Genomic DNA, 24782 nt, shown 5'->3' on the forward strand with positions numbered 1-24782 from the left:
AATGCACCACGGAGGAGACCAGTCCGTTAAGTGCTCATCAATCGTTGCCCTTGTGTCGCGCCGATGAATCAGGCGGCATGTGCGGCAGTCTCGGCATCCTTTCGTTCATCGGCAATCAGCTTGTCCAGCACGCGGCGCGCCCGCACCGCGCCGGCGTCGCCCGCCAGCAGCACCGGCTTGAGCGACCAGAAATCGGCATCGCCGATCATGGCCTGCTGCGCCTCCAGCATCGGCAGGTCTTCATGAGTGAACGGCCGCTGCAGGCCGCTCACGAATTCCTCCGCCCGCTGCGCCCCTTCCTCGCCCATCGATACCGGATTGCATACCGAAAACCAGTAATGCGAGGTCTTTTCCGTCTCGGGTGTGAAGAGGTGGACGACATCGTTCTCCACGCCCTCGCTGCGCGGCCGGCCGGTGGCGACCGAACCGGCCTTGAGCAGCATGCTGGCCGGCGCGTCCCAGCGCACGTCGATCCAGCGATCCACCGGCAGGCCGACCGGCAGCCGGCGCTGCTTGTAGAGGAACTCGGGCAGGATGTCGCCCACCGTCTGGCGGTTCGAATAGACCGTGTTGCCCTTCTGCTCGACGCTGGTGATCGCATCCGCCACCGCGCCGCTGCCCAGGGTGCCGGGATGCAGGAACTGGATGTGGGACAGGTCCATGATGTTGTCCGTCTCCAGCACGTAGTTCGCCTTGACGTGCAGGTAGCGCTTGGCGACATAGGAGCGCTCCGGGTCCATGCAGGAAAAGTCCGGGATCAGCGCCGCATCGGCGCGGGCCGCGTCGCCCATCCAGAGCCAGATCAGGCTGTGCTTCTCCACCACCGGATAGCTTTTCACCACCGCCGCCTTCGGGATGTTCCCCTGCGGGTTGTGGATGCACTGTCCCTGGCCGTTGAACTGCAGGCCATGGTAAGGACATTGCACCCCGCCTTCCACCTTCCTGCCCATATGCAGCGGCGCGAAGCGGTGCGGGCAGCGGTTGGAAAGCGCCTGGACTGTGCCGGCATCGTCGCGAAACAGCAGCACCGGTTCGTCCAGCAGCGTACGGTTCAACAGGGTATCGGCGCCGACTTCCTTATCCCAGGCGGCGACGTACCAGACATTGCGCAGGTAGGTCATCTGCTTCTCCAGCTCTTCGATTCATGAGGCCGTGCCCGGAGGTTTCCGGGCGCAAGACTAGCCGCGAACTCAGTCGGCGACCATGCCGATTTCGCTGGTGATCTTGCCCCAGCGCTCGTACTCGGCCTTGATGTACTGGCCGAGCGCCGCCGGCGTGCCGGCGCCCTCGGAAGTGAAGCCCATTTCGTCGATGCGCTTCTTCATGTCCGGCTCCTTCAGCGCCTTGTCCAGCGCCTGGTTGAACTTGGCGACGATCGGCGCCGGCACGTCCTTCTGCGTCACGAAGGCCAGCCAGCCGAACATCTGCACGCCAGGCAGGGTCTGCGCCACCGGCGGCACGTTGAAGCCCTCCACCTTCTGCGGCGAAGTGATGGCGATCGGGCGGATGGCGCCCCGGTTGACGAAGGGCATGGCCACCGGCGTGGCCTGGATGGTGACCTGGGTCCGGCCGGCGATGGTTTCCTGCAGGCTCTGGGCCGCCGAGGTGTACGGCACATGCAGCATCTTGATGCCGGCGCGCTTGTTGATCCATTCGCCCATGATGCCGGCGAAGCCCTTGGTGCCGTCGCTGGAGAAGCTGATCTTCTCCGGCTGCGACTTCGCCAGCGCGATCAGTTCCTCGAGCGTTTTCACCGGCACGTCGTTGTTGACGGCGATGTAGAAGTAGCTGCCGCCCACCATGCCGACCGGCGCGAAGTCCTTGACCGGGTCATAGGGCAGGGACTTGAAGGTGTAGGGGTTGACCGCCAGCGGCGCGGTGGTGGCGAGGTAATAGGTGTAGCCGTCCGGCGTGGCGCGGGCGGCGGCCTGGGCGCCGATGATGTTGCCGGAGCCGGGTCGGTTCTCGACGATGATCGGCTGGCCGAGGGTCTTGGCCATCTTGTCGCCCAGCAGGCGGGCCAGGATGTCCGGCGCCGCGCCGGGCGGCTGCGACACGATGATGCGTATCGGACGCTGCGGCCAGTCCTGCGGCTGTGCCTGGGGCTGGGCGTGCGCCATGCCGGCGGCGAGGCCGGCCGCGGTCAGCGCGAGAAAAGTCCTGCGGGTGATGGTGTTCATGGTTGTCTCCTGATTCTCCCGGGCGGTTGCGGCCGCCGCGGATGGTGGTGGCGGACGCGAACGCCCGCCGTCGTCTTCACTGCTGCCGCGCGCTCGCGGCTTCGATCATGCTCGCGAGCTGCTGCCTGTCCCCGGTAGCGCCGTACACATAGTGGTCGGGGCGCACGATGGCGGCCAGGCACTGGTGGCGGTCGAACCATTTCGCCATCACGCCCTGGGTTTCCCGCAGTTCCAGCGTGCGGGCGTCGGCGGATTGGGTGCCGGGCGCATCGGGATGGATGCTGACCAGCGTGCCGAGCGCCGCTGCCTGGCGGCGCACCGCTTCCGGCAAGTCCGCCAGCGGCCAGGCCGTCACCACGCGCCAGCCGCGGCCGGCGACCTCGTCGAGCAACTGCGTCTCGCCATTGGCCTGCACCCGCGGCTGCGGGAACAGCGTGCCGCTGGCGCTGCCGCGCTCGGCATGCAGCAGGCCCGCCTCGAGCGGCGGGATGATGTCCTGCCGCGCCTGCGTCTTCACCGTGCCGCCGCATTCCGCCAGCAGCTTCGCATCGCGCTCGCGCGCCTTGGCCGGATCGCGCTCGCAGATGACGCTGCCGATGCCCTTGATGCGGCCGGTCAGCGCGCGCACATGCTGGCCGCGCTCGGCGCCGTAGCTGTCGAACAGCGCCTCGCTGGCGCCGCCGGCCAAGGCCTCGCGCAGCTTCCATGTCAGGTTGACCACGTCGCGTACGCCCTGGCACATGCCCTGTCCCAGGAACGGCGGCTGCTGGTGGGCGGCGTCGCCGGCGATGAACACGCGTCCCTTGCGCCACTCCTTCGCCACCAGCGCATGGAAGCGGTAGCTGGCCTGGCGCCACAGCTGCGCATCGTCCGGCGTGATCCAGCGCTTGAGCACGCTCCAGGCGCCTTCCTCGGTCGCCATGGCTTTCGGATCCTCGTGCGGCAGCAGCGAGATTTCCCAGCGGCGATGGTTCTTCGGTCCGATGACGTAGGTGCAGGGACGCTCCGGCTCGCAGTACTGCACGCTGGTCTGCGGCAGCTTGGCCAGCCCCTTCTCGTTCACCTGCACGTCCACCACCAGCCACGGTTCGTCGAACTGCAAATCTTCCAGCTCGATGCCGACGCTGTTGCGCACCGCGCTCCAGGCGCCGTCGCAGCCGATCACGTATTTCGCCGTCACCTGGCTGACTTCGCCGTCCTCGGCCTTGATCTTGAGCGAGACCTGGCTGGCGTCCTGCTCCAGCGCCAGGAATTCCTGGCCGAGCGCCACGGTGACGGAAGGCATCGCTTCCACGTGGCGGCGCAGGATGCGCTCCACCGGCGGCTGGGTGAAGACGATGGAGGGCGTATAGCCCAGGGGATACGGCGGTTCCACCGTCGCCAGGCGCTTGATCAGCTGGTGGTCCACGCCGTAGTACTCCGACGGCGTGAACGGCTCGGTATGGGGCAAGACCTCGTCAACCACGTCGATCTGCTGGAACACCCGCATGATCTCGTGGTCCAGCGCGATGGCGCGCGGCTTGTCGTACACGTCGCGCAGCTTGTCCACCACCAGGGTGCGTACGCCCGCCTGCCCGAGCAGCGCGGCGGCCACCGCCCCGGAAGGGCCATAGCCGACGACGACGACGTCGTAGCTGGTCCGGTTCAGCGATGCGCTCATGATCAGGCCGCCTCGTCCCGGATGGTGTTGACCAGCACGCCGATGTTCTCGATTTCGATCTCGACCTTGTCGCCCTGCTTCATCCAGACCGGCGGCGTGCGCGCCTGGCCGACGCCGGCCGGCGTGCCCATGATGATCACGTCGCCCGGCTCCAGCGTCAGGCATTCGGTCAGCAGGGCGATGGTTTCCTTGACGTTCCAGATCATGTCGCGGGTATTGGCATCCTGCATGACGTTGCCGTTCAGGCGGCACTGGATGTGCAGGCCTTCGGCGCCCGGCGGCAGTTCGTCGGCGCTCACCAGCACCGGGCCGAAGCCGCCGGTCTTGTCGAAGTTCTTGCCAATGGTCCATTGCGGCGTGCGCTTCTGATAGTCGCGCACCGAGATGTCGTTGAAGCAGGTGTAGCCGAACACATAATTCAGCGCATCGTCCTGCGACACATGGCGCGCCGGCTTGCCGATCACCACGGCGAGTTCGGCTTCATAGTCCAGGCGCTCGGACACGCGCGGGCGGATCGCCTGTTCGCCATGGGCCAGCAGCGAAGTCGCGCTGCGCAGGAAGAACCAGGGATACTCCGGCTTCTCGCGGCCGCCTTCCTTCGCATGGTCGAAATAGTTCAGGCCGAGGCAGACGATCTTGCCGGGCTCGGGCACCAGCGGCGCATAAGGCAGGCTGGCCAGCGGCTGGCGGTCGGCGTCGGTGGCCAGTTCCAGCGCCTTGCGGGCGGCGGCATTGAGGTCGACGCCGGCTTTCAGGGCGGCGCGGATGTCGGCCGGGACTTCCGGCACGAGCTTGTTGAGGTCGACGACGGACTGGTCCTGGACCACGCCGAGGCGGGTGGCGTTGTTGGCGCGGAAGGTGACGAATTTCAAGTGCTTCTCCTCGTTGGATAGGTGTTCTGCCGGATTGCGTGCTTACTGGCCGCCGTGGGCCGCGAAGCGGATGACTTTCTGCGCCTGCTTGACCTTGTCGGACGGCGCCGCCGATACGCCCCACTGGTCGACCCGGCCCGGCGGCCATTTCCATTCGTCGGGACCGCGGGTGACGTAGCTCTCGTCTACCTGCTCCACCTCGGCGGTGTACTCGACAACGAAGCCGGCCGGGCCGATGAAGTAGGAAAACACGTTGTTGCCCGGGCCGTGGCGGCCGACGCCCCACTCGATCGGATAGCCGGCGTCGCGCATGCGGCCTCCGCCGCGCATGACCGAATCCAGGTCCGGCATGAGAAAGGCGATGTGGTTGAGCGTGTTGTCGTCGCTGTCGGCCAGGGCGATGCTGTGGTGGTCGCTGCAGCAGCGCATGAAGGCCATGATCTTGGTGCGGTCGGACAGGGTGAAGCCGAGCGCGTTTTCGAAGAAGCGCTGGGCCACCGAGACGTCGGCGCTGTTGCACACCACATGGGTGATCTTCACCGGGTGGTCCTTCTTCTCGGCGGTGTCGGCATGGCGCGCGGCGCCGTGCACGAAGCGCAGCACCCGGTCCTGCGGATCGCGGATGATGACGGCAGTGCCGCCGCCCGGCTCGGTCACGGCATGGCGCTCGGCCAGCAGCGCGCCGCCGTGCTCGGCGGCGTTGCGGGCGATGATGTCCAGGTTCTCGTCCGATGCGACATCGAAGGTGACCATGCGCACCTCCGGCGCGGCGCTGCGATGCAGGGCCAGGATGTGATGATGCGGGCCGGTGCCGCGCAGGTAGACGGCATCGTCGCTGCGGGCGGCCACCGACAGGTGCCAGGTGTCGACATAGAAGCGTTCGGCGGCATCGAGATCGGTCACGCCGATGGCGATGTCGCGCAGGCCGCTGGCGAGGGGTTTGTTCATGCTGTGGTTTCCATGGTGAGGTTCAGGCCGAGAAAGCGCTGCGCGTTTTCCCGCACCAGTTGCTGGTTGACGGCATCGCCGAATTCCGCCGCCAGGATGCTGGCGACCGGCGTGCGGTCATGGAAGGCGAAGGGATAGTCGGTGCCGATGATGAGCTGGCTGGCGCCGAAGGTGGACACAAGGTGCTTCAGCGTCGGCGCGTCGAATACCAGTGCGTCGTAGTAGAGCTTGCGCGCCTGCTCAGTGGGCGACAGCGTGACCGCCTCCTTCAGCGCCGGGAACACGCGGCGCGCCTGCTCCAGTCGCGGCAGCAGCATCGCCAGCGTGCCGCCGCCATGGCTGAAGGCGATGCGCAGCTTCGGGAAGCGCTCGATCAGGTTGCTGGTGAGGCAGGAGGCGGCGGCCAAGCCGACGTCGGTCGGATAGGCCAGCGCCTGCTGCAGCTGGGCCGGGCCGACCAGGCGGTCCATGCCGGCCGGCTTCAAGGCGTGCACGAAGACGGCGATGCCCTTTTCCTGCGCCGCCTCGAAGAAGGGCGCAAATTCCGGCGCGCCGATCGGCTTGCCGTTGATGTTGCTGCCGATCTCCACGCCGGCGAAGCCGAGCTTGTCGATCACGTAATCCAGTTCGGCCAGCGCCAGGTCCATGTCCTGCAGCGGCAGCGCGCCGAAGGCGCACAGCCTGCCGCCGGACAGCGCCACCATCTCCGCCATCTGCTCGTTGATGTAGCGCAGCAGCTGCGCCGCGTCGTTCGGGGCCATCCAGTAGGACAGCAGCTCCGGCATCGGCGAGATGGCCTGCAGCGACAGTTCCATGCCGGCCATGTCCTCGATGCGCTTGGACACATCCCAGCATTTGTCCGACACCGTGCGGTAGACCTTCCCGGAGATCATCACGTGGCGATGGCATTCATGCGCCGGCGCCATCGACGGCCAATCCTTCGGTACGCTGGAACCGAGATAGGCGGGGAAGTTTTCCGGTACCACGTGGGCATGGATGTCCACGCCGCAGCCGCATTTCATGGTTTTCAATCGCTTCTCCCGTTCAGCCCGCGTTCAGGCCGACGGCCTGCACGCCATGGAGGCAGATGGCCTCGTCCTCGTCGCCGGTGCCGCCGCTGGCGCCGACCGCGCCCAGGATTTCGCCGTCGGACGCCTTGATCAGCACGGCGCCGGTTTGCGGAATGAATCTCCCCTGGCCGGTGGAGGCGAGCGCGGTGAAGAAGTTGGGGTTTTCGGCGGCGCGCTTGACCAGCGCCCGGCTGGAAGCGCCCATCGCCACCGACGCCCAGGCCTTGCCCATGGCGACGTCGACGCGGAACATGCTGGCGCCGTCCTCGCGCTGCACCGCCTTGAGGTTCCCGTGGGCGTCGATCACCACGACCGCCATCGGCTTGTAGCCGGCGCGCTGGGATGCGGCGAGCGCTTCATTGATGATGTGGTTGGCCTGGGCGAGGCTGAGATTCGCCATGCGTGTCTCCTCGGATCGTTATCGTGGCTTCGACGCGATGGGGCTCGCGCCGACTGCATTGACGCAGTGTAGGCAAGCGACCATAATTCGAAAAGGCTATTCCTTTTATAAAGCGAATCCAAATCTTGAATATCGCGGAAATCGACCTGAACGTGCTGGTGGTGTTCGATGCCATGCACCAGCACCTGAGCGTGACGCGCGCCGGCCAGGCGCTCGGCCTCAGCCAGCCGGCCATGAGCGCGGCGCTGGCCAAGCTGCGCGCCCAGCTCGGCGATCCGCTGTTCGTGCGCACCGGCCACGGCATGCGGCCCACGCCCCGCGCCCTGCAGCTGGTGGACCCCGTCAAGCGCATTCTGGAAACGGTGCGCGCCGACATCCTCCTGCAGCCCGCCTTCGATCCCGCCACGGCCCAGCGCAGCTTCACCGTGATCACCCCGGACATCGGCGAACTGGTATTCGTGCCGAAGATCCTGGCGTACAACCAGCGCCATGCGCCCGGCGTGACCATCCATTCGGTGGCGATTTCCTCTCCCGGCGCCGGCGAGGCGCTGGCTTCCGGCGAAGCGGATCTGGCCATCGGCTACTTCCCCGATCTGGCCAAGCCGGGCTTCTACCAGCAGCGGCTGTTCCGCAATTCCTTCGTCTGCGTGGTGCGCGCCGACCATCCGCGCATCCAGGATCATCCGACCCTGGACCAGTTCCTGGCGGAATCGCATGCGGTGGTGCGCCCGGCGGGACGCACCCATCTCTACGAACGCTTCCTGGAGAGCCAGAACATCCGGCGCAGCGTGCGCGCCGAACTGGCCCACTTCGCCAGCCTGCTGACCATCATCACCACCTCGGACCTGATCGCCACGGTGCCGCGCGACATCGCCCATGTGTTCGCCGGCCTGGCGCCGATCCGCCTGGTGGACCCGCCGCTGCAGCCGCCAGCCTTTCACCTCAAGCAGCACTGGCATGAGCGGGTGCATGCGGACGCGGCCAATGTCTGGCTGCGCAAGCTGGTGAGGGATCTCTTCCACGATTGACGATCTCCACCATCCGTCGCCTGTCCGCACCCGGTGCCCTCACGGCTGCATTAACACTTGAGCAGGATCAATGCTGGCCAATTCGGTCGGCCCATGATGGCTCCTCTTTCCCCCGGTTAATGGGAGGCGGCATGATGGCTTCGAAGCGCTGGTGCATCGACGTGGTTCCGTCCGTCGTGGAGCCCTATCTTCCGCTGGAAGAAAGATATGCCAACATCGAGCGCTTCCGCTGCTGGCTGCTGGAACGCGGCAGTCACTGGGAAGCGCTGCCGCCGGTGATGGTGCGGGACTCCCGCGGCTGCCAGCGCGTTGCCTTCGTGCTGCGCTACGGCGTCGAGGTGGCAGGCGTATTCACCACGCCCATCCAGGCGCTGGAAGCGATCGACGATCCGGCGCTGTCGGCTGCCTTCATACGACTTTTGCGCGACCGGCGGCGGCTCTGGTCGTCACGACCGCTGACGACGGAACCCAATTAAGACAGGGAATTCACCCTCGTCTACCAAGTTTCTGCCCAGTCCGTCAGCATAAATTTGTTGCGTACACGCATCGAATTTACGCGGATTGCAGAAAAATCTGCTTGTTTTTTCGAACGCAACTCGAAAGTGATTGGCCGCGCCGCGCCCGCCCCTGTATCTTTTCTTTTCACAAATCAAACCGTCAAGCGGGCCATCGGCCCGCTTTCCGTTTCATGCTCCAGGCCGCCTACAGTCTCCCGCTCGTCCTTGCCTCGCTGTTCATCGCCAGCCTGGCGTCCTACACCACGCTCGACCTCGCCGGCCGCATCTCGTCCCTGTCGAGCCGCCGTCACCGGCATGCCTGGCTGGCCGGCGGCGCGCTGGCCATGGGCTTCGGCATCTGGTGCATGCACTTCCTCGGCATGCTGTCCTTTTCCCTGCCGATACCGCTCGGCTACGACCTCGGCATCACCGCCTTGTCGCTGGCGATCGCGGTGCTGGTGTCCTATGCGGCGCTGCATCTGGCCACCCGGGGCAACCTGCGCTGGCGGGAACTGGTCGCCAGCGGCTGCGCCATGGGCCTGGGCATCGCCGCCATGCATTACACCGGCATGGCGGCGATGCGCATGGCGCCGGGCATTGACTACGATCCGGCATTGCTGCTGCTGTCGGTGGCTATCGCCATGGCCGCGGCGACCGCCGCCCTGTGGCTGGCTTCTTCCCGGCACCTGCGCCAGGCCGGCAAAATCTACCGCCGCCGGGTCGGCGCAGCCTTGCTGATGGGCGCCGCCATCGCCGGCATGCACTACACCGGCATGGCGGCAGCCAACTTCCCGCTGGGGTCGATCTGCACCGCGGCTTCCGGCATCAGCCCCAACTGGCTGGCGGTGACCATCGCCGTCGCCACCTTCAGCATCCTGGCCATCACCCTGGTGCTGTCGGTGCTCGACGCCAGGCTGGAAGTGCGCACCAATTCCTTCGTGCAGTCGCTGCGCAAGGTCAATGAGGAACTGCAGCATCAGGCCACCCATGATGCGCTCACCGGCCTGCCGAACCGCCTGCTTCTGTTTGAAAGGGTTCAGCATGCGATCGACTCCGCTGAACGCACCGGGGGCCGGTTCGCGCTCTTCTTCATCGACCTGGACGGCTTCAAGGCCATCAACGACAGCCTCGGCCATGCAGCCGGCGACGGCCTGCTGCAGGGAGTGGCGCAGCGCCTGAAGCAATGCGTGCGCAAGGACGACATCGTGGCCCGTCTCGGCGGCGACGAATTCGTGGTGATGGTCGGCGGCATGCCGGATGCGGCCATGGCCAGCCACATCGGCGAGAAACTGTTCAACTGCTTCCGCGACGCCTTCGATGCCGGCAACGGCGGCCTGCGCGTTTCGCCCAGCATCGGCATCGCCCTCTTCCCGGACGACGGCACCAGCGTGGATGATCTGGTGTCGCATGCCGATGCGGCGATGTACCAGGTGAAGACCGGCGGACGAAACAATTACCGCTTCTTCGAGGCATCGATGAATGCCGCCGCGCGGCGCGCCATCGAGATACAGCGCGGGCTCGCGGTCGCCGTGACCAACGGCGAGCTGTTCCTGCAGTATCAGCCGAAGTTCGATTGCGGCAGCGGCAGCATACTCGGCGCCGAAGCGCTGATCCGCTGGCGCCATCCGGCGCTCGGACTGGTGTCGCCGGCGGAATTCATCCCGATTGCGGAGCGCTCCGGCCAGATCATCACCGTCGGCCAGTGGGTGATCGAGGAAGTTTGCCGCAATCTGCGCAGCTGGGACGCGGTGCGGCCTGGCGCAATGCGCATCGCCATCAACCTGTCACAGATCCAGCTGCGCTCGCCGCAGGTGGTGGAAGACATCCTCGCGATCACCGAGCGCCATGGGGTGCCGCCCGCCATGCTGATGTTCGAGATTACCGAGACGGTGGCGATGCAGAATGCGGAGGAGACCCGGCGCGCCATCGACAGGCTGCAGCAGGCCGGCTTCGAAATGGCGATCGACGACTTCGGCACCGGCTACTCCAGCCTCAGCTACCTGCAGGAATTCGGCGTGCAGCAGATGAAGGTGGACCGCAGCTTCATCGCCAAGCTGACCGAGACGGCGAAGGGCGGCGCCATCGTCGCTGCCATCATCCGGCTGGCGCATTCGCTCGGCATGGAAGTGGTGGCCGAGGGCGTCGAAACCGAAGCCCAGCTGGCGCTGCTGAAGGAGCTGAAGTGCGACCAGACCCAGGGCTATCTGCTGGCGCGGCCGCTGAACGGCGCGGATTTCGTCGCGCTGCTGGACCGCCATGCGGCGGGTACCGTAACCGCTGCCGCGCAATTGGAGGCGTGAGCCGCGGTCGCCGGAGCCGGTGATGGCTTCGCGCCGGGCGCGTTGCACGATCTAGTCTGACAAATATTCCGGATACCGCTCGCGGATGCGCGCCACGTCGGCCAGCGTGCCGGAAAGATGCCGCCTCAGGGCCTGCTGCGCGGCGGCGGGGTCGCCCTCGGCGATGGCTTGCACGATGGCCGCATGGTCGCCGAGGATGGACTGGGTCTTGCCCGGGATGGGCACATGCAGCCGCCGCAGCCGGTCCAGGTTGCCGCTGCGATGCCGCACCAGATCAAACAGGTCGTCCACGCCGCCGGCGTTGTAGAGGCGGCGGTGAAAAGCATGGTCCATGGCGACGAAGCGGTCGAAGTCGGCGCCGTCGGCCGCCGCCTTCTGCCGCGCGATCAGGCCGCGCAATTCCTCCGCCAGACCCAGCTGCGGCTGCTGCGCCAGGGCATGCACCAGTTCCAGCTCCACCGCCTGCCGCAGGAAATGCGCCTGGTGCGCCGACTGCACGTCGATGGCCGTGACGCGGGTCGCATGCTGCGGAAAGATCGCCACGAGATGCTCCTCCTCCAGCTTCAGCAGCGCATCGCGTATCGGCGTCAGGCTCACCTTGAAGTAAGCGGCCAGCTCCTGCCGGTCCAGCACCGCGCCGGGCTTGATCGCCAGGCTGATGATCATGTCCCGCAGATGGTCGTACACCTGGGCGGCCACCAGCCGGGAGCGTTCCAGCTTGAAAGGGACGGCTGATTCGAAGGGGGCGTTCATGCGGTCGGGAATGCTCTCGTGGCTGAGGTTGATTCATGCCGGAAGCGGAAATCAAAAAACTTGGAAAAAACTTTGCCGTTCCGATCACTAATATATTAGCATTCTAGCCCATCACGGTTAAACATTCGAGACACGCCTTATGACCTCTTCCCGAAAAAAGCTTCCCGGCGAACTGCGCAGCGCGCGCTGGTTTGCTCCGGACGACCTGCGCTCCTTCGGCCACCGCTCGCGCGTCATGCAAATGGGCTACTCCCAGGCCGAGTTCACCGACAAGCCGGTGATCGCCATCATCAATACCTGGTCCGACATCAACCAGTGCCACACCCACTTCAAGCAGCGGGTGGAGGACGTCAAGCGCGGCGTGCTGCAGGCCGGCGGCTTCCCGTTGGAACTGCCGGCGATCTCCCTGTCGGAAAGCGCGGTCAAGCCGACCACCATGCTGTACCGGAACATGCTGGCGATGGAGACCGAGGAGCTGATCCGCTCCCATCCGATCGACGGCGTGGTGCTCATGGGCGGCTGCGACAAGACCACCCCCGGCCTGATGATGGGCGCCACCAGCGCCGGCGTGCCGGCGATCTACGTGCCGGCCGGCCCGATGCTGCGCGGGAACTGGAAAGGCCATGTGCTCGGTTCCGGCTCCGACGCCTGGAAATTCTGGGATGAGCGCCGCGCCGGCAACATCAGCAAGGAAGAGTGGATCGGCATCGAGGGCGGCATCGCCCGCAGCGCCGGCACCTGCATGACCATGGGCACCGCCGCCACCATGATGGGCATCGCCGAAGCCATGGGCATGACCCTGCCCGGCGCCTCCTCCATCCCGGCGGTGGACGCCAACCATGTGCGCATGTGCGCCGACGCCGGCCGCCGCATCGTCGACATGGTGTGGGAAGACCTGACCCCGGCGAAGATTCTCACTCGCCCGGCCTTCGAGAACGCCATCGTCATCGCCATGGCCATGGGCTGCTCCACCAATGCCATCATCCATGTGATCTCCATGGCGCGCCGCGCCGGCTGCGACATCGGCCTGGACGACTTCGACGCCTTCAGCCGCAAGGTGCCGGTGATCGCCAACATCCGGCCCAACGGCGACACCTACCTGATGGAAGACTTCTACTACGCCGGCGGCCTGCCCGGCCTGATGAGCCGCATTCCGGACCGACTGCATCTGGATGCGATCACCGTCAACGGCAAGACGCTCGGCGAAAACATCGCCGGCGCCGAGGTCTACAACGACGACGTCATCCGCACCGTGGACAATCCGCTGTACCACGAGGGCGCGCTGGCGGTCCTCAAGGGCAATATCGCGCCGGACGGCTGCGTGATGAAGCCCAGCGCCTGCGAGCCGCGCTACTTCAAGCACGCCGGCCCGGCGCTGGTGTTCGATGACTATCCGTCGATGAAGGCGGCGGTGGAAGACGAGAACCTGGACGTCACCGCCGACCACATCCTCATCCTGCGCAATGCCGGCCCGCAGGGCGGCCCCGGCATGCCGGAATGGGGCATGCTGCCAATCCCGAAGAAGCTGGTGAAGCAGGGCGTGCGCGACATGCTGCGCATGTCGGATGCCCGCATGAGCGGCACCAGCTACGGCGCCTGCATCCTGCACGTGGCCCCGGAAGCCTATATCGGCGGCCCGCTGGCGCTGGTGAAGACCGGCGACATCATCAGCGTCGACATTCCCAACCGCACGATCAACATGGAAGTCTCGGACGAAGAACTGGCGCGCCGCCGCGCCGAGTGGACGCCGCCGCCGAAGCGCTTCGAGCGCGGTTACGGCTGGATGTTCTCCAAGCACATCAGGCAGGCCAACGACGGCTGCGATTTCGACTTCCTGGAAACCGATTTCGGCGCGCCGGTGGGCGAGCCCAGCATCTACTGACATCCGAACGGTAAAGCGACAACAAGGAAATCCATGAGCACCCTGAATCCGCAAACTCGCGAAAAGCTGAAGACCGTCAGCACCGCGACCCTTTCCACCGCCCTGTTCAAGCGCGGCCTGCGCAACCAGTTCATCCAGGATGTGCGCCCGCTGAATCCGGAACTGGGCAACATGGTGGGCGAAGCCTTCACCCTGCGCTACATTCCGGCGCGCGAAGATCTGAATCCGATCACCGTGTTCAAGGACCGCGCCCATCCGCAGCGCAAGGCAGTGGAAGAGTGCCCGCCCGGCGCGGTGTTCGTCATCGACAGCCGCAAGGATGCCCGCGCCGCTTCGGCCGGTTCGATCCTGGTGTCGCGCCTGATGGTGCGCGGCGTGGCCGGCGTGGTCACCGACGGCGGCTTCCGCGATTCGCCGGAGATCGCCAGGCTTGGCATTCCCGCCTACCACAACCGCCCCTCCGCCCCGACCAACCTCACCCTGCACCAGGCGCTCGACATCAACGTGCCGATCGGCTGCGGCGACGTGCCGGTGTTCCCGGGCGACGTGGTGGTGGGCGACGGCGAAGGCGTGATCGTGATCCCGAAGGAAATCGCCGACGAGATCGCCGATGAAGCGGTGGAGATGACCGCCTTCGAGGACTTCGTCACCGAGCAGGTGCTGAAGGGCCGCTCCATCCTCGGGCTCTACCCCGCCACCGACGACCAGACCCTGGTCGACTTCGCCGCCTGGCGCAAGGCGAACCGGCGCTGATGCCTGTCGGCCGCTCATGCGCCATAGGCGCAGGGCGGCCGCCATCCAGTTCAATCATCAAGGAGACACTATGAAAGGCATTACCCGCCTGCTGGGCCGCGCCGCATTCGGCATCGGCCTGATCGCCGCCGCCTCGGCGCCCCTTCACGCCCAGGAAAAGTGGCCGGCCAAGCCGATCACCTGGGTCGTGCCGTTCGCGCCCGGGGGGTCCACCGACATCGTCGCCCGCACCATCGGCCAGGAACTGGCCAAGGCCCTCGGCCAGCCGGTCATCATCGAGAACAAGCCGGGCGCCGCCGGGGGCGTCGGCGCCACCTACGTCGCCAAGGCCAAGCCGGACGGCTATACCCTGTTCGGCGGCACCATCAGCACCCATGCGATCAACGCCAGCCTGTACAAGAACCTCGGCTACGACCCGGTCAAGGATTTCGAGCCGGTCAGCCTGATCGCCTATGTGCCCAACGTCCTGATGGTGGATGCCAAGCTGCCGGTCAACAGCGTGCAGGACCTGATCGCGCTGGCGAAGAAGCAGCAGGGAGGCAAGATGAGCTTCGCCTCTTCCGGCGCAGGCACCTCCACGCACCTCGCCGGCGAACTGTTCGCCGACATGGCCGGCGTTCCCATGACCCATATCGCCTACAAGGGCAGTCCGCAGGCGCTGCAGGACGTGGCCGCCGGCTTCGTGCCCTTCCTGTTCGACCAGCTCACCGCCGGCGAGGCGCTGATCAAGGCCGGCAAGCTGCGTCCGCTGGCGGTGACCTCGCCCAAGCGCTCGGTGCTGGCGCCGAACGTGCCGACCATGGCGGAAGCCGGCGTTCCCGGCTTCGAGATGGTGTCGTGGCAGGCGCTGTACGCGCCGAAGGGCACGCCGGCGGCGGTGGTGCAGCGCCTGAACGCGGAAGTGGTGCGCATCTTGAAGCAGCCCGACGTGCAGCAGAAGATGACCCAGCAGCTCGGCATGGAAATCGTCGGCAGCAGCCCGGAAGCGCTGGCCAATTTCATGGCCAGAGAAATTCCGCGCTGGGCCGATCTGGTGAAGAAGTCCGGCGCGACGCCGGGCTGACGATCCCGTCTGCCGCATGAACCGTCCGCCGGTGCTCGCGCCCGGCGGACTTTTACTTTTTGCACACGGCTGGATGAAAACGGCGCCGCGGCGGTGTGCCAGTGCGGATACAATCCCGCACAGCCAACACACCACTCGGGAAGACGCATGGATAACGCATTGGAGGCCGCCCGCACGCATTTTCTGCAAGGCGTGCAGCATTTCGAAGCCGGCCGGCTGGAGCAGGCGCGCAGCGACTTCGAGGCATCGCTCGCCCTCGCGCCGGGACGGCCCTCGGTGCTCGGCAATCTCGGCGTCACCCTGTTCCATCTGCAGCGCGTCGACGATGCCTTCCCGCTGCTGCAGGCGGCCACGGCTGCCGATCCCGGCTTCACCGATGCCTGGGCCTGCCTCGGGCTGATCCATGAAATGCGCGGCCAATGGCAGGCCGCCGCCAATGCCTTCGCCAGCGTGCCCGCAAAGGCGCCGGTCCGTTTCCGCCAGGGGCAGTGCCTGATGCGCCTGGGCCGCAGCGCGGAGGCGCTGCAGGCTTTCGACCAGGCGCTCGCCATGGCGCCGGACTTCGCCGACGCCTGGAGCGCCCGCGGCGGCCTGCTGCGCGAGCTGATGCGCCTGGACGAAGCGGCCGCCTGCTTCGAGAAGGCGCTCGCCTGCGGCGGCGACCCGGAATTGAACGGCTACTACCTGGCCTCGGTGAAGGGCGGCGCCGAACCGCCGCTGCCGCCGCGCCGCTACGTCGAAGCGCTGTTCGACGACTATGCGCCCGAGTTCCAGGACCATGTCGTTACCCAATTGCGCTATCAGGGCTACCAGCGCCTGCTGGAACCGCTGGCGGCGTCCGGACGGCGCTACCGCCGCGCCATCGACCTCGGCTGCGGCACCGGACTGTGCGCGCCGCTGCTGCGCCAGATGTCGGATGCGGTGGACGGCGTCGATATTTCGCAAGCGATGCTGGAACAGGCCGGCCGGCTCGGCATCTATCGCCATCTCGCGCACGACGACATTGCCGCCTTCCTCGACAAGGAGAAGGAAGCCGCCGACCTGATCGTGGCGGCGGATGTCTTCATCTATGTCGGCGACCTGTCGCGCATCTTTCCCGCGGTGCGGCGGCTGCTGACGCCGGGCGGCTGCTTCGCCTTCACCGTGGAAGAATCCAAGGCTGGCAACGATCTGCAATTGCAGCCCAGCCTGCGCTACGCGCATTCGGAAGCTTATATCCGCCAACTGGCGCAGTAAAGCGCCTTCACCGTCGAGCGCATGTTCCGCGCGCCGATACGCTGGGATCAGGCGCAGCCGCTGGACGGGCTCTACGTCCAGCTGCGCTGAATGGCATAGAGGCATGCGGCATCAGGGAAAACTCGTCAGCTGGAAAGCGGAGCAGGGCTTCGGCTTCGTCGTGCAGAACGGCAGCGACAGGAAGGCCTTCGTGCATGCCAGCGCTTTCGCCGACCGCACCCGCCGTCCGGCCGTGGGCGATCTCATCACCTATGAAGTCGAACCCGACGGCCGGCGCGGACCGCGCGCCGCCAAGGTGAAGTTCGTTAGACCGGGACGGGCTCCTGCCCCGCGCGGCGATGCCGAAGCCTTCGGCAATCTGGTCGCCGTCGGCTTCGGACTGGCGCTGGCCGCCAGCGTCATCGGCGGCCGCCTGCCCCTGCTGGTCCCGGTCTGGCTGGCGGCCATGAGCGCCGCCACCTTCGTCGCCTACTGGGTCGACAAGCAAGCCGCCCGAAGCGGAACCTGGCGCACCCCGGAAAGCACCCTGCACCTGTTGGCGCTGGCCGGCGGCTGGCCGGGCGCCCTGCTCGCCCGGCGCATCCTGCGCCACAAGTCGGTCAAGGCCTCGTTCAGGACCATGTTCCGGCTCACCGTGGCGCTGAACAGCCTCGCGCTGGGCTGGCTCCTGACCCAGGACGGCTCGGCCCTGGTTCACCTGCTGGCCGGCCTGCTGCGGCCGGCCTGATCCGCTTCAATCAGAGCGCGATGCCGGCGTTGGCCCATTGCGACGGGCTCACTTCCAGCTTCGGCATCACGAAGCCGGCGCCGATCACGCCGACGTTGTTTAGCGCGTTCACCTGCACGTTCTGCAGCTGCTGGATGTTCTGGCTGATGTTGATGTTCACATCCGCCACCTTGCCCAGCCCGCCCAGCGCATCCAGCGCGGCCGGCGCCGCATAGCCGCCGCGCACGGCGGCCAGTTGGTCCGTGCCCATTTCCCGGCGCGCCGGAATGTCCTCGATGATCAGCGTCGACATGGCGTTCTCCTCGGTTCCCGATGCGGATTAATGGAAGTTGATGTTGTTGCTGCCGTTCTGGGTCGGCGTGACGTTGGCCGTGATGCCGGAGGCGAAGGCGACGTTGTTGCCATTGTTGACCAGCGTGTTCTGGCTTTGCTGCATCTGCTGGCTGGCCTTGAAGTCCACGCTCTTCATGTCGAAGTCGAAGCTCGGGCCGGCGTAGGACGGAAAGCAGAAGGCGGGCAGGCAGGACGGCATGCCGGTGCCGCCGGATACCGCGGCCATGTCGTCGGTGCCGAGTTCGGTTTTGAAGGACAAGTCTTTAATGGCGATGGCGCTCATGTGTGTTCTCCTGGAAGGGTTGGTTAATGAGTGAAATCTGTTGCACTCGATACCGATATTGCGAGGAGTGTGCCAGCGCTGACGAAGGCCGCGCTTGAAACGCCAAGTCCTTGAAATTAATGATGAATTTTCTTGCCGTTGAAGGTCTTGCAAGCATCAGTGACAACGCAGGCGCTTTCGCTTTGTCAGGTACCGACCAACGCTTCCGGCGGGAATGTTCGGCGTGGCGCAACAGAAGAAGAAGCTAGGCGAGCAAATGAACCAATTAAGTGGAAATCATGTTGAGAAAGCTGATTCTTGCCGCAGCGCTGCTGGCGGCCGTCCCTATGGTGATGGCTGCGGATGCATCGGATGCAAAGGCCTGGTTTCATTGCGACGACTGGGCAGCTACCCTGGTGCGGGACGACACCTACGGAGTGGACGCCTGGTTTGACGACAACGCCGGCGACAGGCCGCTGACCGACAGGGAAGCGACGCGATTCGATACGCTTGCATCCGGCACGCGGGTTTGCCTGCCGCCGAAGCGGGATTCAAGCCGAACTTCGAACTCGGTGTATTAAGCATGGGGTTGGTGCGGCGCGTTCAAAACGCCTGCTTGTACTGCATGCCGAAGACATTGGCCACGCTCTTGTACTCGCCGATGGGACTGCCGCCGAGCGGCGGGATCGTGACTGCAGGCGGAATTGAAACTGACCTCAATCCAGAAACCGGAGCGCCGCAGATGGCCGCTACCAGGATGCGTTGCGATTTCCGCCAACCGCTGTTAAGCCAGGGCAGTGTTAGGAAGTCATTGCGAGATGGGGCTGATCATTCCTTGCTGGTGAAGTATCGCCAGACTGGCGACCTTTCCTGGCACACCGGTTTGGATGGACTGGCCTTGCAACGGTAATCGATGGCCATGTTCACGGCCACCCACAGCACGAAACCAAGCCCGAGCAGGAAAATCATCACCTGAATGATGGTGCTGCCCTTGCTGTGTCTGTTCAAGCGTCTTGCATCCCTTGATCTCGCCATTTTTCCCTTCGCGTTTTCCTGACCGGCTCGCGGTGTCATCAGCGGCCATGCGTGCCTGTGAGAATCATAACAGCCCAGGGCCTTTCTCCAGCGGTTTGCTTCCATCTGTCCCTACAAAGAACCAGGGAGGTGAAATGCCGTGTGTGCCATTGCACCAATGAATTTAAGGTTTGTAACGCCCATGCCCGACGAGGAACTTCATTGCCAAATTGGCTTCTATCCTGCTTACCAATTCGCCAACACGGCGCCTTGCGGGCGTCAGGCGATCCATCCACGCATCTGTGCAGGAGGAAACATGGCAACACACGCTACCAATGATTCGGGCATGCTTACCGGGCTGTTCTACGACAGAGATAGCGCGGAACGCGCCTATCAGGGATTGTCACAGCGCGGCTATGGCAAGGATGACGTGAACGTCATCATGTCGGACGAAGCGAGAAAGAAGCACTTCGCGGATGATGGCGCCACCACCGAACTTGGGACCAAGGCCGCCGAAGGCGCAGGCATCGGCGGCGCGCTCGGCGGCACGCTCGGCGCCATCATCGCCGGCGTCGCGGCAACCGGCACCAGCCTGGCGATCCCGGGCCTCGGCCTGGTGATTGCAGGGCCGCTGGCCGCAGCGCTGGCGGGCGGCGGCGCTGGCGCCGCAACCGGCGGACTGCTCGGCGCGCTGATCGGGCACGGCATTCCGGAAGAACGGGTAAAGCATTATGAAAGCGGCCTGAAGCAAGGCGGCATCCTGATGGGCGTGAAACCGCGCTCGGAAGATGACGCCGCCTACCTGGAGCAGCACTGGCGCGACAACAAGGGCATGCATGTCTACCGGCCCGGCAGCAACGTCATGAACCGCGATGCCGGCCATAGCGTGATCGCGGTCTACGACAACTACGCCGACGCCGACAAGGCGGTGCAGGCGCTCGTCGCAGAGGGGCTGCCGCGCGACAGCGTGCACCTGAATCCGGAAGCGGACGCCGGGACCGCCTCCGCTGGCACCCATGCATCCGATAACGTCGACCATGGACGCCGCGGCTTCTTCGCCTCGCTGTTCAGCGGCGATGATGAATACCGCGACCAGACCGACCTGTATGCGGAGTCGGTGCGCCGCGGCAGCTACGTGCTCACCGCCGATACCCGGAGCGAGGACGAGGCGGAGCGGGTGACCGACATTCTGAACCGCTTCAACCCGGTAGACATCGATGAGCGCGCCAGCCACTGGAAGCAGCAGGGCTGGACCGGCTTCGACGAAAAGGCGCCGCGCTATACCCAGGACGAGATCACCCGCGAGCGCAGCAGCTATGCGGCCACGTCCCGCACCGACACTGCCGCCGGCACGCAGCGCATTCCGGTGATTCAGGAAGAGCTGAAGGTCGGCAAGCGCATGGTGCAGCGCGGCGGCGTGCGCGTCTTGCAGCGGGTGCGCGAGGTCCCGGTCAATGAGCAGGTGACGCTGCGCGAGGAGCAGGTCAAGGTGGAACGCCATCCGGTCGATCGCCCGGCATCGGAAGCCGATCTCGCCGCCTTCAAGGAAGGATCGGTCGAACTGCGCGAGACGGCGGAGGAAGCGGTGGTATCCAAGTCCGCCCGCGTGGTGGAAGAAGTGGAAGTCGGCAAGCAGGTCAGCGAGCGCACCGAGCGCATCAACGACACGGTGCGCCGCACCGACGTTGAAGTGGAGCAGCTTGGCGCCGGTACCGCTCGCGGCGCAATGAGCGACGACGATGCCGAGTACCGCCGCCACTGGCAAAGCACCTACGGCACCGCCGGCGGCCGCTACGAGGATTATGGCGACGCTTACCGCTACGGCTCGCAGATGGCCGGCACTGACCGCTATCGCAACTACCAGTGGGAAGATGCCGAGCCGCATCTGCGCAGCGACTGGGAGCGCAGCCATCCCGGCAGCACCTGGGAAAAGGTGAAGGACGCGGTGCGCTACGGCGCCGAACGGGTGACCGGCAACCGCCGCCACTAACTCGCTGAACGGCGGCGATGGGGTTGCGCGGCAGTCCCATCGCCTGCGACAAGGAGCACATCATGGCACTCGGCTTTGACATCGGCAGGATCCTCGAACAATACGGCGGCGGCAACATGAATCAGGCGCCGGAAGACGTGGAGCAGCATTTCGACCAGGTTGCGCAAAACTCGCCGCATGAAGAACTGGCGGATGGCCTCGGCGAAGCTTTCCGCTCGGACCAGACGCCGCCCTTCCCCAACATGGCCAGCCAGCTGTTTGGCCAGGCCGATCCCAACCAGCGGGCCGGCATGGTCAATCAAATCCTCGGGACGCTCGGGCCGGCGGTGATCGGCTCCATGCTGGGACGCGGCATGGGGGGCGGCGGCTTTGGCGGCGGGGGCATGGGAATGGGAGGCGGCTTGGGCGGCCTTCTCGGCGGCCTGCTTGGCGGCGGTGGCGGGGGCGGCGGCATGAGCCAGCCGCGTACGCAGATCAGCGCCGAAGAGGCGAGCCGCATGAGCCCGCAGGATTTCCAGGAGCTTGCGCAACATGCCGAGCGCGAGAATCCGGGCGTCATTGACCAGCTCAGTCGCTTTGCTGCGCAGAACCCGACGCTGGTGAAGGCGCTTGGCGGCGCGGCGCTGGCGATTGCGTTGGGGAGGATGTCGCAGCGTAATCGTTAAACCGGCTCTACCGCGCGGGAGCGGTGCTGAATGCACTGTCTCCCTCGCCCTCCTCCAAAATTGCATCAGGGAGCGCGACGTCTTGCGCAACAATGCATGGAATGTGAACGTCCCGCTTCGGGTTTTCTAGCGCGTTCCGGTTAGGCTGTCGCCAGCAAGAGAATTCAATCAACAAACCGACGATATCCGCCAGCACAGTTTCAGATGAACCTCTAACCTCTGGAATGGGGCATCAGAAGCGCACGAACCCCGAACAATTTGTCTCTTGTTTAAGACTAGCGAGCCAGACGTGCGCTTGAGTGACTTTCAGCGCGTAGTGCTGATGTCGAAATGATGGTCATCTCCTTTAGCCGGCAGTTTGATTCGCCCCATTTAGGCTTCGTGCTGGGCAAGCTTCTGCCAGTTTTTGTTCCATGATTTCGATAACGCGACATCAAAAAAATAAGCTTCATCCATATGGCATGGATTCTGCTGTACCTATGCAGCAAACGCATCGGCTTAATATCGCCGTTCTCGTTAAGTCAATTCCTCAGGATTAAATGCACACCTTCGTGGTGTAGTGGCTTTCCATGTTTTTCCGTGCTGCTAAAGGAGAATTAAATGTCTATTAATGCGATTCCAAATTTCGGGTCTTCGTCTCATGGTTCTGATCCGATTGCGCAGGCCGACGGTCCTAAGCTACCCTCGACACAACCGTCTCCGGCTCCTACCACGACGCAATCTTCACCACCGACGCGAAGAATTCGTCCCGCAGTAGTTGACAAGAAAGTTTTCGAGCAGACACCTCAATCAAACTTGGGAAATCAAACTTGTAGCATCCAGTACCCGCTCTCGGGTGGGACGATTTTTGTGAATTGTGGAACCCGAGCGCAGCAAATTATTCGTAGCCAGCAGATCCAACGTCAATTACAAAATGTGAATAAATGAGACATGCTTGCATGGCAGCGCTCATTGCTCCGATAAAAGAAAACCCGCGCCAATCAGGCGCGGGCCGAAGGTCAATGAACGGCTAGTGGCTTCCCACCAGTTACAGCGATTTCAGCGTAGTTCGGCAACGCGCTACATGCCAGCATAGGCGACCATCCCGGCCAATTCGCTCAATCTTTTAAGCCAGGCTTAATCTTTCCTCCACCACCCGCCTCGGTTGCGCACGCTTTTGTGAGTGAATCCGGGCAACGATCCGCTCGCGACGGCACAGATGGGCGGCGTCCTGCGACATGCTCCCCGCCCAGCGGTAGACATTGAATTCCTTTACCAGCAATCCCATGCTGCGCCTTGATGGCGGGACGTAACCGTTTTGCATCCAAACCCGCCAGAAGGCCTGGCCCCTGGTCTGTTCAATTCTGGTTGGTGCACCTTAAGCCGGCATTGATGAGGGGGGTGCGATGCATCACCGAATCAAGGCGGCGGACCGTTCATTTTGAACGCCCCGTCCTCCGTCTGGACAAGACGGCATCAGGGTGAATCAGGCTGAGCGGTTCGCTCTTGGCTGCCTGCCGTGCGTTTCAAGGCTTGAGCTGCACCCGGATCTCTCCCCCAGGGTGAGCCGCGCTGTGCACATTCACGTAGAGATTTCCCTCCTTGAAAGCGGAATATTGGGCGTCGGTAAGCCGTGTGTTCGCCGGAACGCTGAAGGTTCGGTCTGCGGTCTTGACAAGGGGAATGATGATGGGACCGTTCGCTCCGGACGCGCCCTGATGGATATGAGCCGCAGTAGCAGGGATGTCTGCGACGATCACCGAGCCGGATACGGTCCGGTCGCTTGCCACGGTAATGGTGCTTTGGCCCGTCGCGCGGGTGGAGACAGGCGGAACCTCCTGCGCACCCGTCAGTTCCGCGCTCACCGGCTTTGAACCGCCCAAGCCTAGTTTCTGCATTGCGCCGCATCCGCCCATCGCCAGGCTGACCGCTGCGGAACAAAATAATATTTTGGACAAATGGATTGCACGAGCTCTCATTTTTCTTCTCCATCCATGCGTGATTGATGATGCAAGACCGGACGTCCTGCGCGTCTCCACCGGGTAGTTTCAGCATAGGAAGCGAAGCCGGAGGTCGCAACTGCAGCACGGAAATGAGCTTTGATCTGTCTCAAGCCGGTTCACGATCCAGCCGGGAAATTCGGCTTGTCCGGATGGATAACGATCTTCTAGTTGCGAAAGCAGGTTCGCCGAATTCAATCTTTCCTGAAAGATCGTTCGTATTCATTGTGAACAGTTGACCAATTATCCAGTCCTAGAGGCATGCCGGGACTGCGATGGCATTGACCCGGCTCCCTTGCCCAGGAGGCAGATATGTCCGCTCATATCTACAAGATTCTCGAACTCGTCGGTTCCTCGACCACTGGAAGTGACGATGCCATACGCAATGCGATTGCACGTGCCTCAGCGACCGTGAAGCACATGGACTGGTTTGAAGTGGTCGAGAGCCGCGGACACATCGTCGATGGCAAGGTCGCCCATTATCAGGTGACGCTCAAGGTTGGCTTCCGGCTCGAGGAAAGCTGACGCCATCGCAAGGTCAGCCCGCTTTTCGGCGCGGCGAACCGGCCGAGGCGACGAGCTTCAAAGGTCGATTGATATCCTTTTGCCGGCATTCCCGCTCCCGGAAGGAAGCAGATGGAAGGGTATGCAAAGGTCTTGCGTCTTGTCACAGCGGCGTCATATCCAACCGGTATTATTTGCCTGCTTCCGCACACGCAGCCGATATGCGTGGCGACAGGCATCAGCGCCCTATCGAGCAGATCAGGCCGACAGCGAAAGCGGGCTGGGATCTCGGATAGGGCGTTCTTCATTGTGGCCTACGGTTGCAGGCATATTGAATTGCCGATGCGACTCTCGGTCCATCGGCCGGGACTAGGCGTTCAATCCTCTGCAGATTGAAGACTATCGCCATCACCCGACCGATCCTCAACGTTCTGCTTTCAGGAGCTGCATGGCGCAGCGACAGCCATCATGATTCGCTTCTGCGGCCGCGCCAGGACGCCCATGAGGATTCATCGAAGCGAGACCGTCCGCTTCGAAGCGTGAGTACAAAGCAAAACGCCCCGCACTCTTTATGAGGCGGGGCGTTTTCGGGTAAGAGCCTGACGATGACCTACTTTCACACTGGTTGCAGCACTATCATCGGCGCAAAGTCGTTTCACGGTCCTG

24 protein-coding genes are annotated in these 24782 nt (G+C 64.5%); 12 read left to right on the forward strand and 12 right to left on the reverse strand.

Annotated features, from left to right (window positions below; translation table 11 throughout):
- Positions 1 to 68: 68 nt before the first annotated feature.
- The 7 genes from CHB88_RS22820 to CHB88_RS22850 form a co-directional block, all read right to left on the reverse strand.
- The gene (locus CHB88_RS22820; RefSeq protein WP_089401665.1) at positions 69 to 1121 is read right to left on the reverse strand and encodes an aromatic ring-hydroxylating oxygenase subunit alpha; all 1053 of its coding nucleotides are present in this window, start codon (positions 1119 to 1121) and stop codon (positions 69 to 71) included.
- A 69-nt stretch (positions 1122 to 1190) separates the two neighbouring features.
- Positions 1191 to 2180, reverse strand: coding sequence for a Bug family tripartite tricarboxylate transporter substrate binding protein (locus tag CHB88_RS22825; RefSeq protein ID WP_089401666.1), 990 nt, complete (start codon positions 2178 to 2180; stop codon positions 1191 to 1193).
- Between the two features lie 76 nt (positions 2181 to 2256).
- Positions 2257 to 3840: a bifunctional 3-(3-hydroxy-phenyl)propionate/3-hydroxycinnamic acid hydroxylase MhpA gene (mhpA, locus tag CHB88_RS22830; protein WP_089401667.1), complete on the reverse strand. Its 1584-nt coding sequence runs from the start codon at positions 3838 to 3840 to the stop codon at positions 2257 to 2259.
- 2 nt (positions 3841 to 3842) lie between these two features.
- Positions 3843 to 4712, reverse strand: a complete 870-nt coding sequence (locus CHB88_RS22835) for a fumarylacetoacetate hydrolase family protein (protein ID WP_089401668.1) — start codon at positions 4710 to 4712, stop codon at positions 3843 to 3845.
- 42 nt (positions 4713 to 4754) lie between these two features.
- The gene (locus tag CHB88_RS22840; protein WP_089401669.1) at positions 4755 to 5660 is read right to left on the reverse strand and encodes a VOC family protein; all 906 of its coding nucleotides are present in this window, start codon (positions 5658 to 5660) and stop codon (positions 4755 to 4757) included.
- The gene (locus CHB88_RS22845) at positions 5657 to 6682 is read right to left on the reverse strand and encodes an amidohydrolase family protein (RefSeq protein ID WP_089401670.1); all 1026 of its coding nucleotides are present in this window, start codon (positions 6680 to 6682) and stop codon (positions 5657 to 5659) included. Before CHB88_RS22845 ends, CHB88_RS22840 begins: the two co-directional genes overlap by 4 nt.
- A gap of 22 nt (positions 6683 to 6704) precedes the next feature.
- Positions 6705 to 7130: a GlcG/HbpS family heme-binding protein gene (locus tag CHB88_RS22850; protein WP_089401671.1), complete on the reverse strand. Its 426-nt coding sequence runs from the start codon at positions 7128 to 7130 to the stop codon at positions 6705 to 6707.
- Between the two features lie 125 nt (positions 7131 to 7255).
- On the opposite strand from CHB88_RS22850, the gene CHB88_RS22855 reads away from it, so the two are divergent.
- The 3 genes from CHB88_RS22855 to CHB88_RS22865 all read left to right on the forward strand — a co-directional run bounded on the left by CHB88_RS22855 (position 7256) and on the right by CHB88_RS22865 (position 10955).
- Complete coding sequence (locus tag CHB88_RS22855) at positions 7256 to 8158, forward strand: LysR family transcriptional regulator (RefSeq protein ID WP_089401672.1); 903 nt, start codon at positions 7256 to 7258, stop codon at positions 8156 to 8158.
- A 131-nt stretch (positions 8159 to 8289) separates the two neighbouring features.
- Complete coding sequence (locus CHB88_RS22860; RefSeq protein ID WP_143131446.1) at positions 8290 to 8634, forward strand: hypothetical protein; 345 nt, start codon at positions 8290 to 8292, stop codon at positions 8632 to 8634.
- Positions 8635 to 8846: 212 nt separating this feature from the next.
- Entirely contained in the window at positions 8847 to 10955 is a 2109-nt protein-coding gene (locus CHB88_RS22865; RefSeq protein ID WP_089401674.1) for a putative bifunctional diguanylate cyclase/phosphodiesterase, read from the forward strand.
- 51 nt (positions 10956 to 11006) lie between these two features.
- Here the strand turns inward: CHB88_RS22865 and CHB88_RS22870 are convergent, their stop codons facing one another.
- Positions 11007 to 11708 carry a GntR family transcriptional regulator gene (locus CHB88_RS22870; protein WP_089401675.1) on the reverse strand — a complete coding sequence of 234 codons (702 nt, stop codon included), beginning with the start codon at positions 11706 to 11708 and terminating at the stop codon, positions 11007 to 11009.
- A gap of 139 nt (positions 11709 to 11847) precedes the next feature.
- On the opposite strand from CHB88_RS22870, the gene araD reads away from it, so the two are divergent.
- The 5 genes from araD (at position 11848) to CHB88_RS22895 (ending at position 17369) form a co-directional block, all read left to right on the forward strand.
- Positions 11848 to 13590 carry an L-arabinonate dehydratase gene (gene araD, locus CHB88_RS22875; protein ID WP_089401676.1) on the forward strand — a complete coding sequence of 581 codons (1743 nt, stop codon included), beginning with the start codon at positions 11848 to 11850 and terminating at the stop codon, positions 13588 to 13590.
- Positions 13591 to 13623: 33 nt separating this feature from the next.
- Complete coding sequence (locus CHB88_RS22880) at positions 13624 to 14343, forward strand: ribonuclease activity regulator RraA (RefSeq protein WP_176442622.1); 720 nt, start codon at positions 13624 to 13626, stop codon at positions 14341 to 14343.
- Between the two features lie 70 nt (positions 14344 to 14413).
- Positions 14414 to 15406, forward strand: a complete 993-nt coding sequence (locus tag CHB88_RS22885) for a Bug family tripartite tricarboxylate transporter substrate binding protein (RefSeq protein WP_089401677.1) — start codon at positions 14414 to 14416, stop codon at positions 15404 to 15406.
- 147 nt (positions 15407 to 15553) lie between these two features.
- Positions 15554 to 16642, forward strand: a complete 1089-nt coding sequence (locus CHB88_RS22890; RefSeq protein WP_089401678.1) for a tetratricopeptide repeat protein — start codon at positions 15554 to 15556, stop codon at positions 16640 to 16642.
- Positions 16643 to 16745: 103 nt separating this feature from the next.
- On the forward strand, positions 16746 to 17369 hold the full coding sequence (locus CHB88_RS22895) for a DUF1294 domain-containing protein (protein ID WP_089401679.1): 624 nt from the start codon (positions 16746 to 16748) through the stop codon (positions 17367 to 17369).
- 10 nt (positions 17370 to 17379) lie between these two features.
- On the opposite strand, the gene CHB88_RS22900 is transcribed toward CHB88_RS22895, so the two are convergent.
- Positions 17380 to 17661 carry a hypothetical protein gene (locus CHB88_RS22900; protein WP_089401680.1) on the reverse strand — a complete coding sequence of 94 codons (282 nt, stop codon included), beginning with the start codon at positions 17659 to 17661 and terminating at the stop codon, positions 17380 to 17382.
- Between the two features lie 27 nt (positions 17662 to 17688).
- On the reverse strand, positions 17689 to 17985 hold the full coding sequence (locus CHB88_RS22905) for a hypothetical protein (RefSeq protein WP_089401681.1): 297 nt from the start codon (positions 17983 to 17985) through the stop codon (positions 17689 to 17691).
- A 278-nt stretch (positions 17986 to 18263) separates the two neighbouring features.
- Here CHB88_RS22905 and CHB88_RS22910 point away from each other — a divergent pair, with 278 nt between their 5' ends.
- On the forward strand, positions 18264 to 18545 hold the full coding sequence (locus tag CHB88_RS22910; protein WP_089401682.1) for a hypothetical protein: 282 nt from the start codon (positions 18264 to 18266) through the stop codon (positions 18543 to 18545).
- Positions 18546 to 18772: 227 nt separating this feature from the next.
- Here the strand turns inward: CHB88_RS22910 and CHB88_RS22915 are convergent, their stop codons facing one another.
- On the reverse strand, positions 18773 to 19048 hold the full coding sequence (locus CHB88_RS22915) for a hypothetical protein (protein ID WP_143131447.1): 276 nt from the start codon (positions 19046 to 19048) through the stop codon (positions 18773 to 18775).
- A gap of 246 nt (positions 19049 to 19294) precedes the next feature.
- On the opposite strand from CHB88_RS22915, the gene CHB88_RS22925 reads away from it, so the two are divergent.
- Together CHB88_RS22925 and CHB88_RS25325 are read left to right on the forward strand one after the other, a co-directional pair.
- On the forward strand, positions 19295 to 20968 hold the full coding sequence (locus CHB88_RS22925) for a YsnF/AvaK domain-containing protein (protein ID WP_245845199.1): 1674 nt from the start codon (positions 19295 to 19297) through the stop codon (positions 20966 to 20968).
- A gap of 62 nt (positions 20969 to 21030) precedes the next feature.
- Positions 21031 to 21633 (forward strand): hypothetical protein, encoded by a 603-nt coding sequence (locus CHB88_RS25325; RefSeq protein ID WP_245845200.1) that lies wholly within the window; start codon positions 21031 to 21033, stop codon positions 21631 to 21633.
- A gap of 1505 nt (positions 21634 to 23138) precedes the next feature.
- Here CHB88_RS25325 and CHB88_RS22940 read toward each other — a convergent pair.
- On the reverse strand, positions 23139 to 23591 hold the full coding sequence (locus CHB88_RS22940; protein ID WP_089401686.1) for a CHRD domain-containing protein: 453 nt from the start codon (positions 23589 to 23591) through the stop codon (positions 23139 to 23141).
- A gap of 333 nt (positions 23592 to 23924) precedes the next feature.
- Here CHB88_RS22940 and CHB88_RS22945 point away from each other — a divergent pair, with 333 nt between their 5' ends.
- The gene (locus tag CHB88_RS22945; protein WP_089401687.1) at positions 23925 to 24137 is read left to right on the forward strand and encodes a dodecin; all 213 of its coding nucleotides are present in this window, start codon (positions 23925 to 23927) and stop codon (positions 24135 to 24137) included.
- Positions 24138 to 24782: the final 645 nt, after the last annotated feature.

This window comes from Noviherbaspirillum humi (genome assembly GCF_900188095.1).
GTDB classification, from domain to species: Bacteria; Pseudomonadota; Gammaproteobacteria; order Burkholderiales; family Burkholderiaceae_D; genus Noviherbaspirillum; species Noviherbaspirillum humi.

Bases quoted from the DNA above. Each gene is read 5' to 3' on its own strand.
- CHB88_RS22885 (WP_089401677.1), top strand. From the start codon at position 14,414: ATGAAAGGCATTACCCGCCTGCTGGGCCGCGCCGCATTCGGCATCGGC.
- CHB88_RS22895 (WP_089401679.1), top strand. From the start codon at position 16,746: ATGCGGCATCAGGGAAAACTCGTCAGCTGGAAAGCGGAGCAGGGCTTC.
- CHB88_RS22890 (WP_089401678.1), top strand. From the start codon at position 15,554: ATGGATAACGCATTGGAGGCCGCCCGCACGCATTTTCTGCAAGGCGTG.
- mhpA (WP_089401667.1), bottom strand. From the start codon at position 3,840: ATGAGCGCATCGCTGAACCGGACCAGCTACGACGTCGTCGTCGTCGGC.
- CHB88_RS22940 (WP_089401686.1), bottom strand. From the start codon at position 23,591: ATGAGAGCTCGTGCAATCCATTTGTCCAAAATATTATTTTGTTCCGCA.
- CHB88_RS22880 (WP_176442622.1), top strand. From the start codon at position 13,624: ATGAGCACCCTGAATCCGCAAACTCGCGAAAAGCTGAAGACCGTCAGC.
- CHB88_RS22945 (WP_089401687.1), top strand. From the start codon at position 23,925: ATGTCCGCTCATATCTACAAGATTCTCGAACTCGTCGGTTCCTCGACC.
- CHB88_RS22915 (WP_143131447.1), bottom strand. From the start codon at position 19,048: ATGGCCGCTGATGACACCGCGAGCCGGTCAGGAAAACGCGAAGGGAAA.
- CHB88_RS22905 (WP_089401681.1), bottom strand. From the start codon at position 17,985: ATGAGCGCCATCGCCATTAAAGACTTGTCCTTCAAAACCGAACTCGGC.
- CHB88_RS22865 (WP_089401674.1), top strand. From the start codon at position 8,847: ATGCTCCAGGCCGCCTACAGTCTCCCGCTCGTCCTTGCCTCGCTGTTC.
- CHB88_RS22825 (WP_089401666.1), bottom strand. From the start codon at position 2,180: ATGAACACCATCACCCGCAGGACTTTTCTCGCGCTGACCGCGGCCGGC.
- CHB88_RS22820 (WP_089401665.1), bottom strand. From the start codon at position 1,121: ATGACCTACCTGCGCAATGTCTGGTACGTCGCCGCCTGGGATAAGGAA.
- CHB88_RS22860 (WP_143131446.1), top strand. From the start codon at position 8,290: ATGATGGCTTCGAAGCGCTGGTGCATCGACGTGGTTCCGTCCGTCGTG.
- CHB88_RS22850 (WP_089401671.1), bottom strand. From the start codon at position 7,130: ATGGCGAATCTCAGCCTCGCCCAGGCCAACCACATCATCAATGAAGCG.
- araD (WP_089401676.1), top strand. From the start codon at position 11,848: ATGACCTCTTCCCGAAAAAAGCTTCCCGGCGAACTGCGCAGCGCGCGC.
- CHB88_RS22840 (WP_089401669.1), bottom strand. From the start codon at position 5,660: ATGAACAAACCCCTCGCCAGCGGCCTGCGCGACATCGCCATCGGCGTG.
- CHB88_RS22870 (WP_089401675.1), bottom strand. From the start codon at position 11,708: ATGAACGCCCCCTTCGAATCAGCCGTCCCTTTCAAGCTGGAACGCTCC.
- CHB88_RS22910 (WP_089401682.1), top strand. From the start codon at position 18,264: ATGTTGAGAAAGCTGATTCTTGCCGCAGCGCTGCTGGCGGCCGTCCCT.
- CHB88_RS22845 (WP_089401670.1), bottom strand. From the start codon at position 6,682: ATGAAATGCGGCTGCGGCGTGGACATCCATGCCCACGTGGTACCGGAA.
- CHB88_RS22900 (WP_089401680.1), bottom strand. From the start codon at position 17,661: ATGTCGACGCTGATCATCGAGGACATTCCGGCGCGCCGGGAAATGGGC.
- CHB88_RS25325 (WP_245845200.1), top strand. From the start codon at position 21,031: ATGGCACTCGGCTTTGACATCGGCAGGATCCTCGAACAATACGGCGGC.
- CHB88_RS22925 (WP_245845199.1), top strand. From the start codon at position 19,295: ATGGCAACACACGCTACCAATGATTCGGGCATGCTTACCGGGCTGTTC.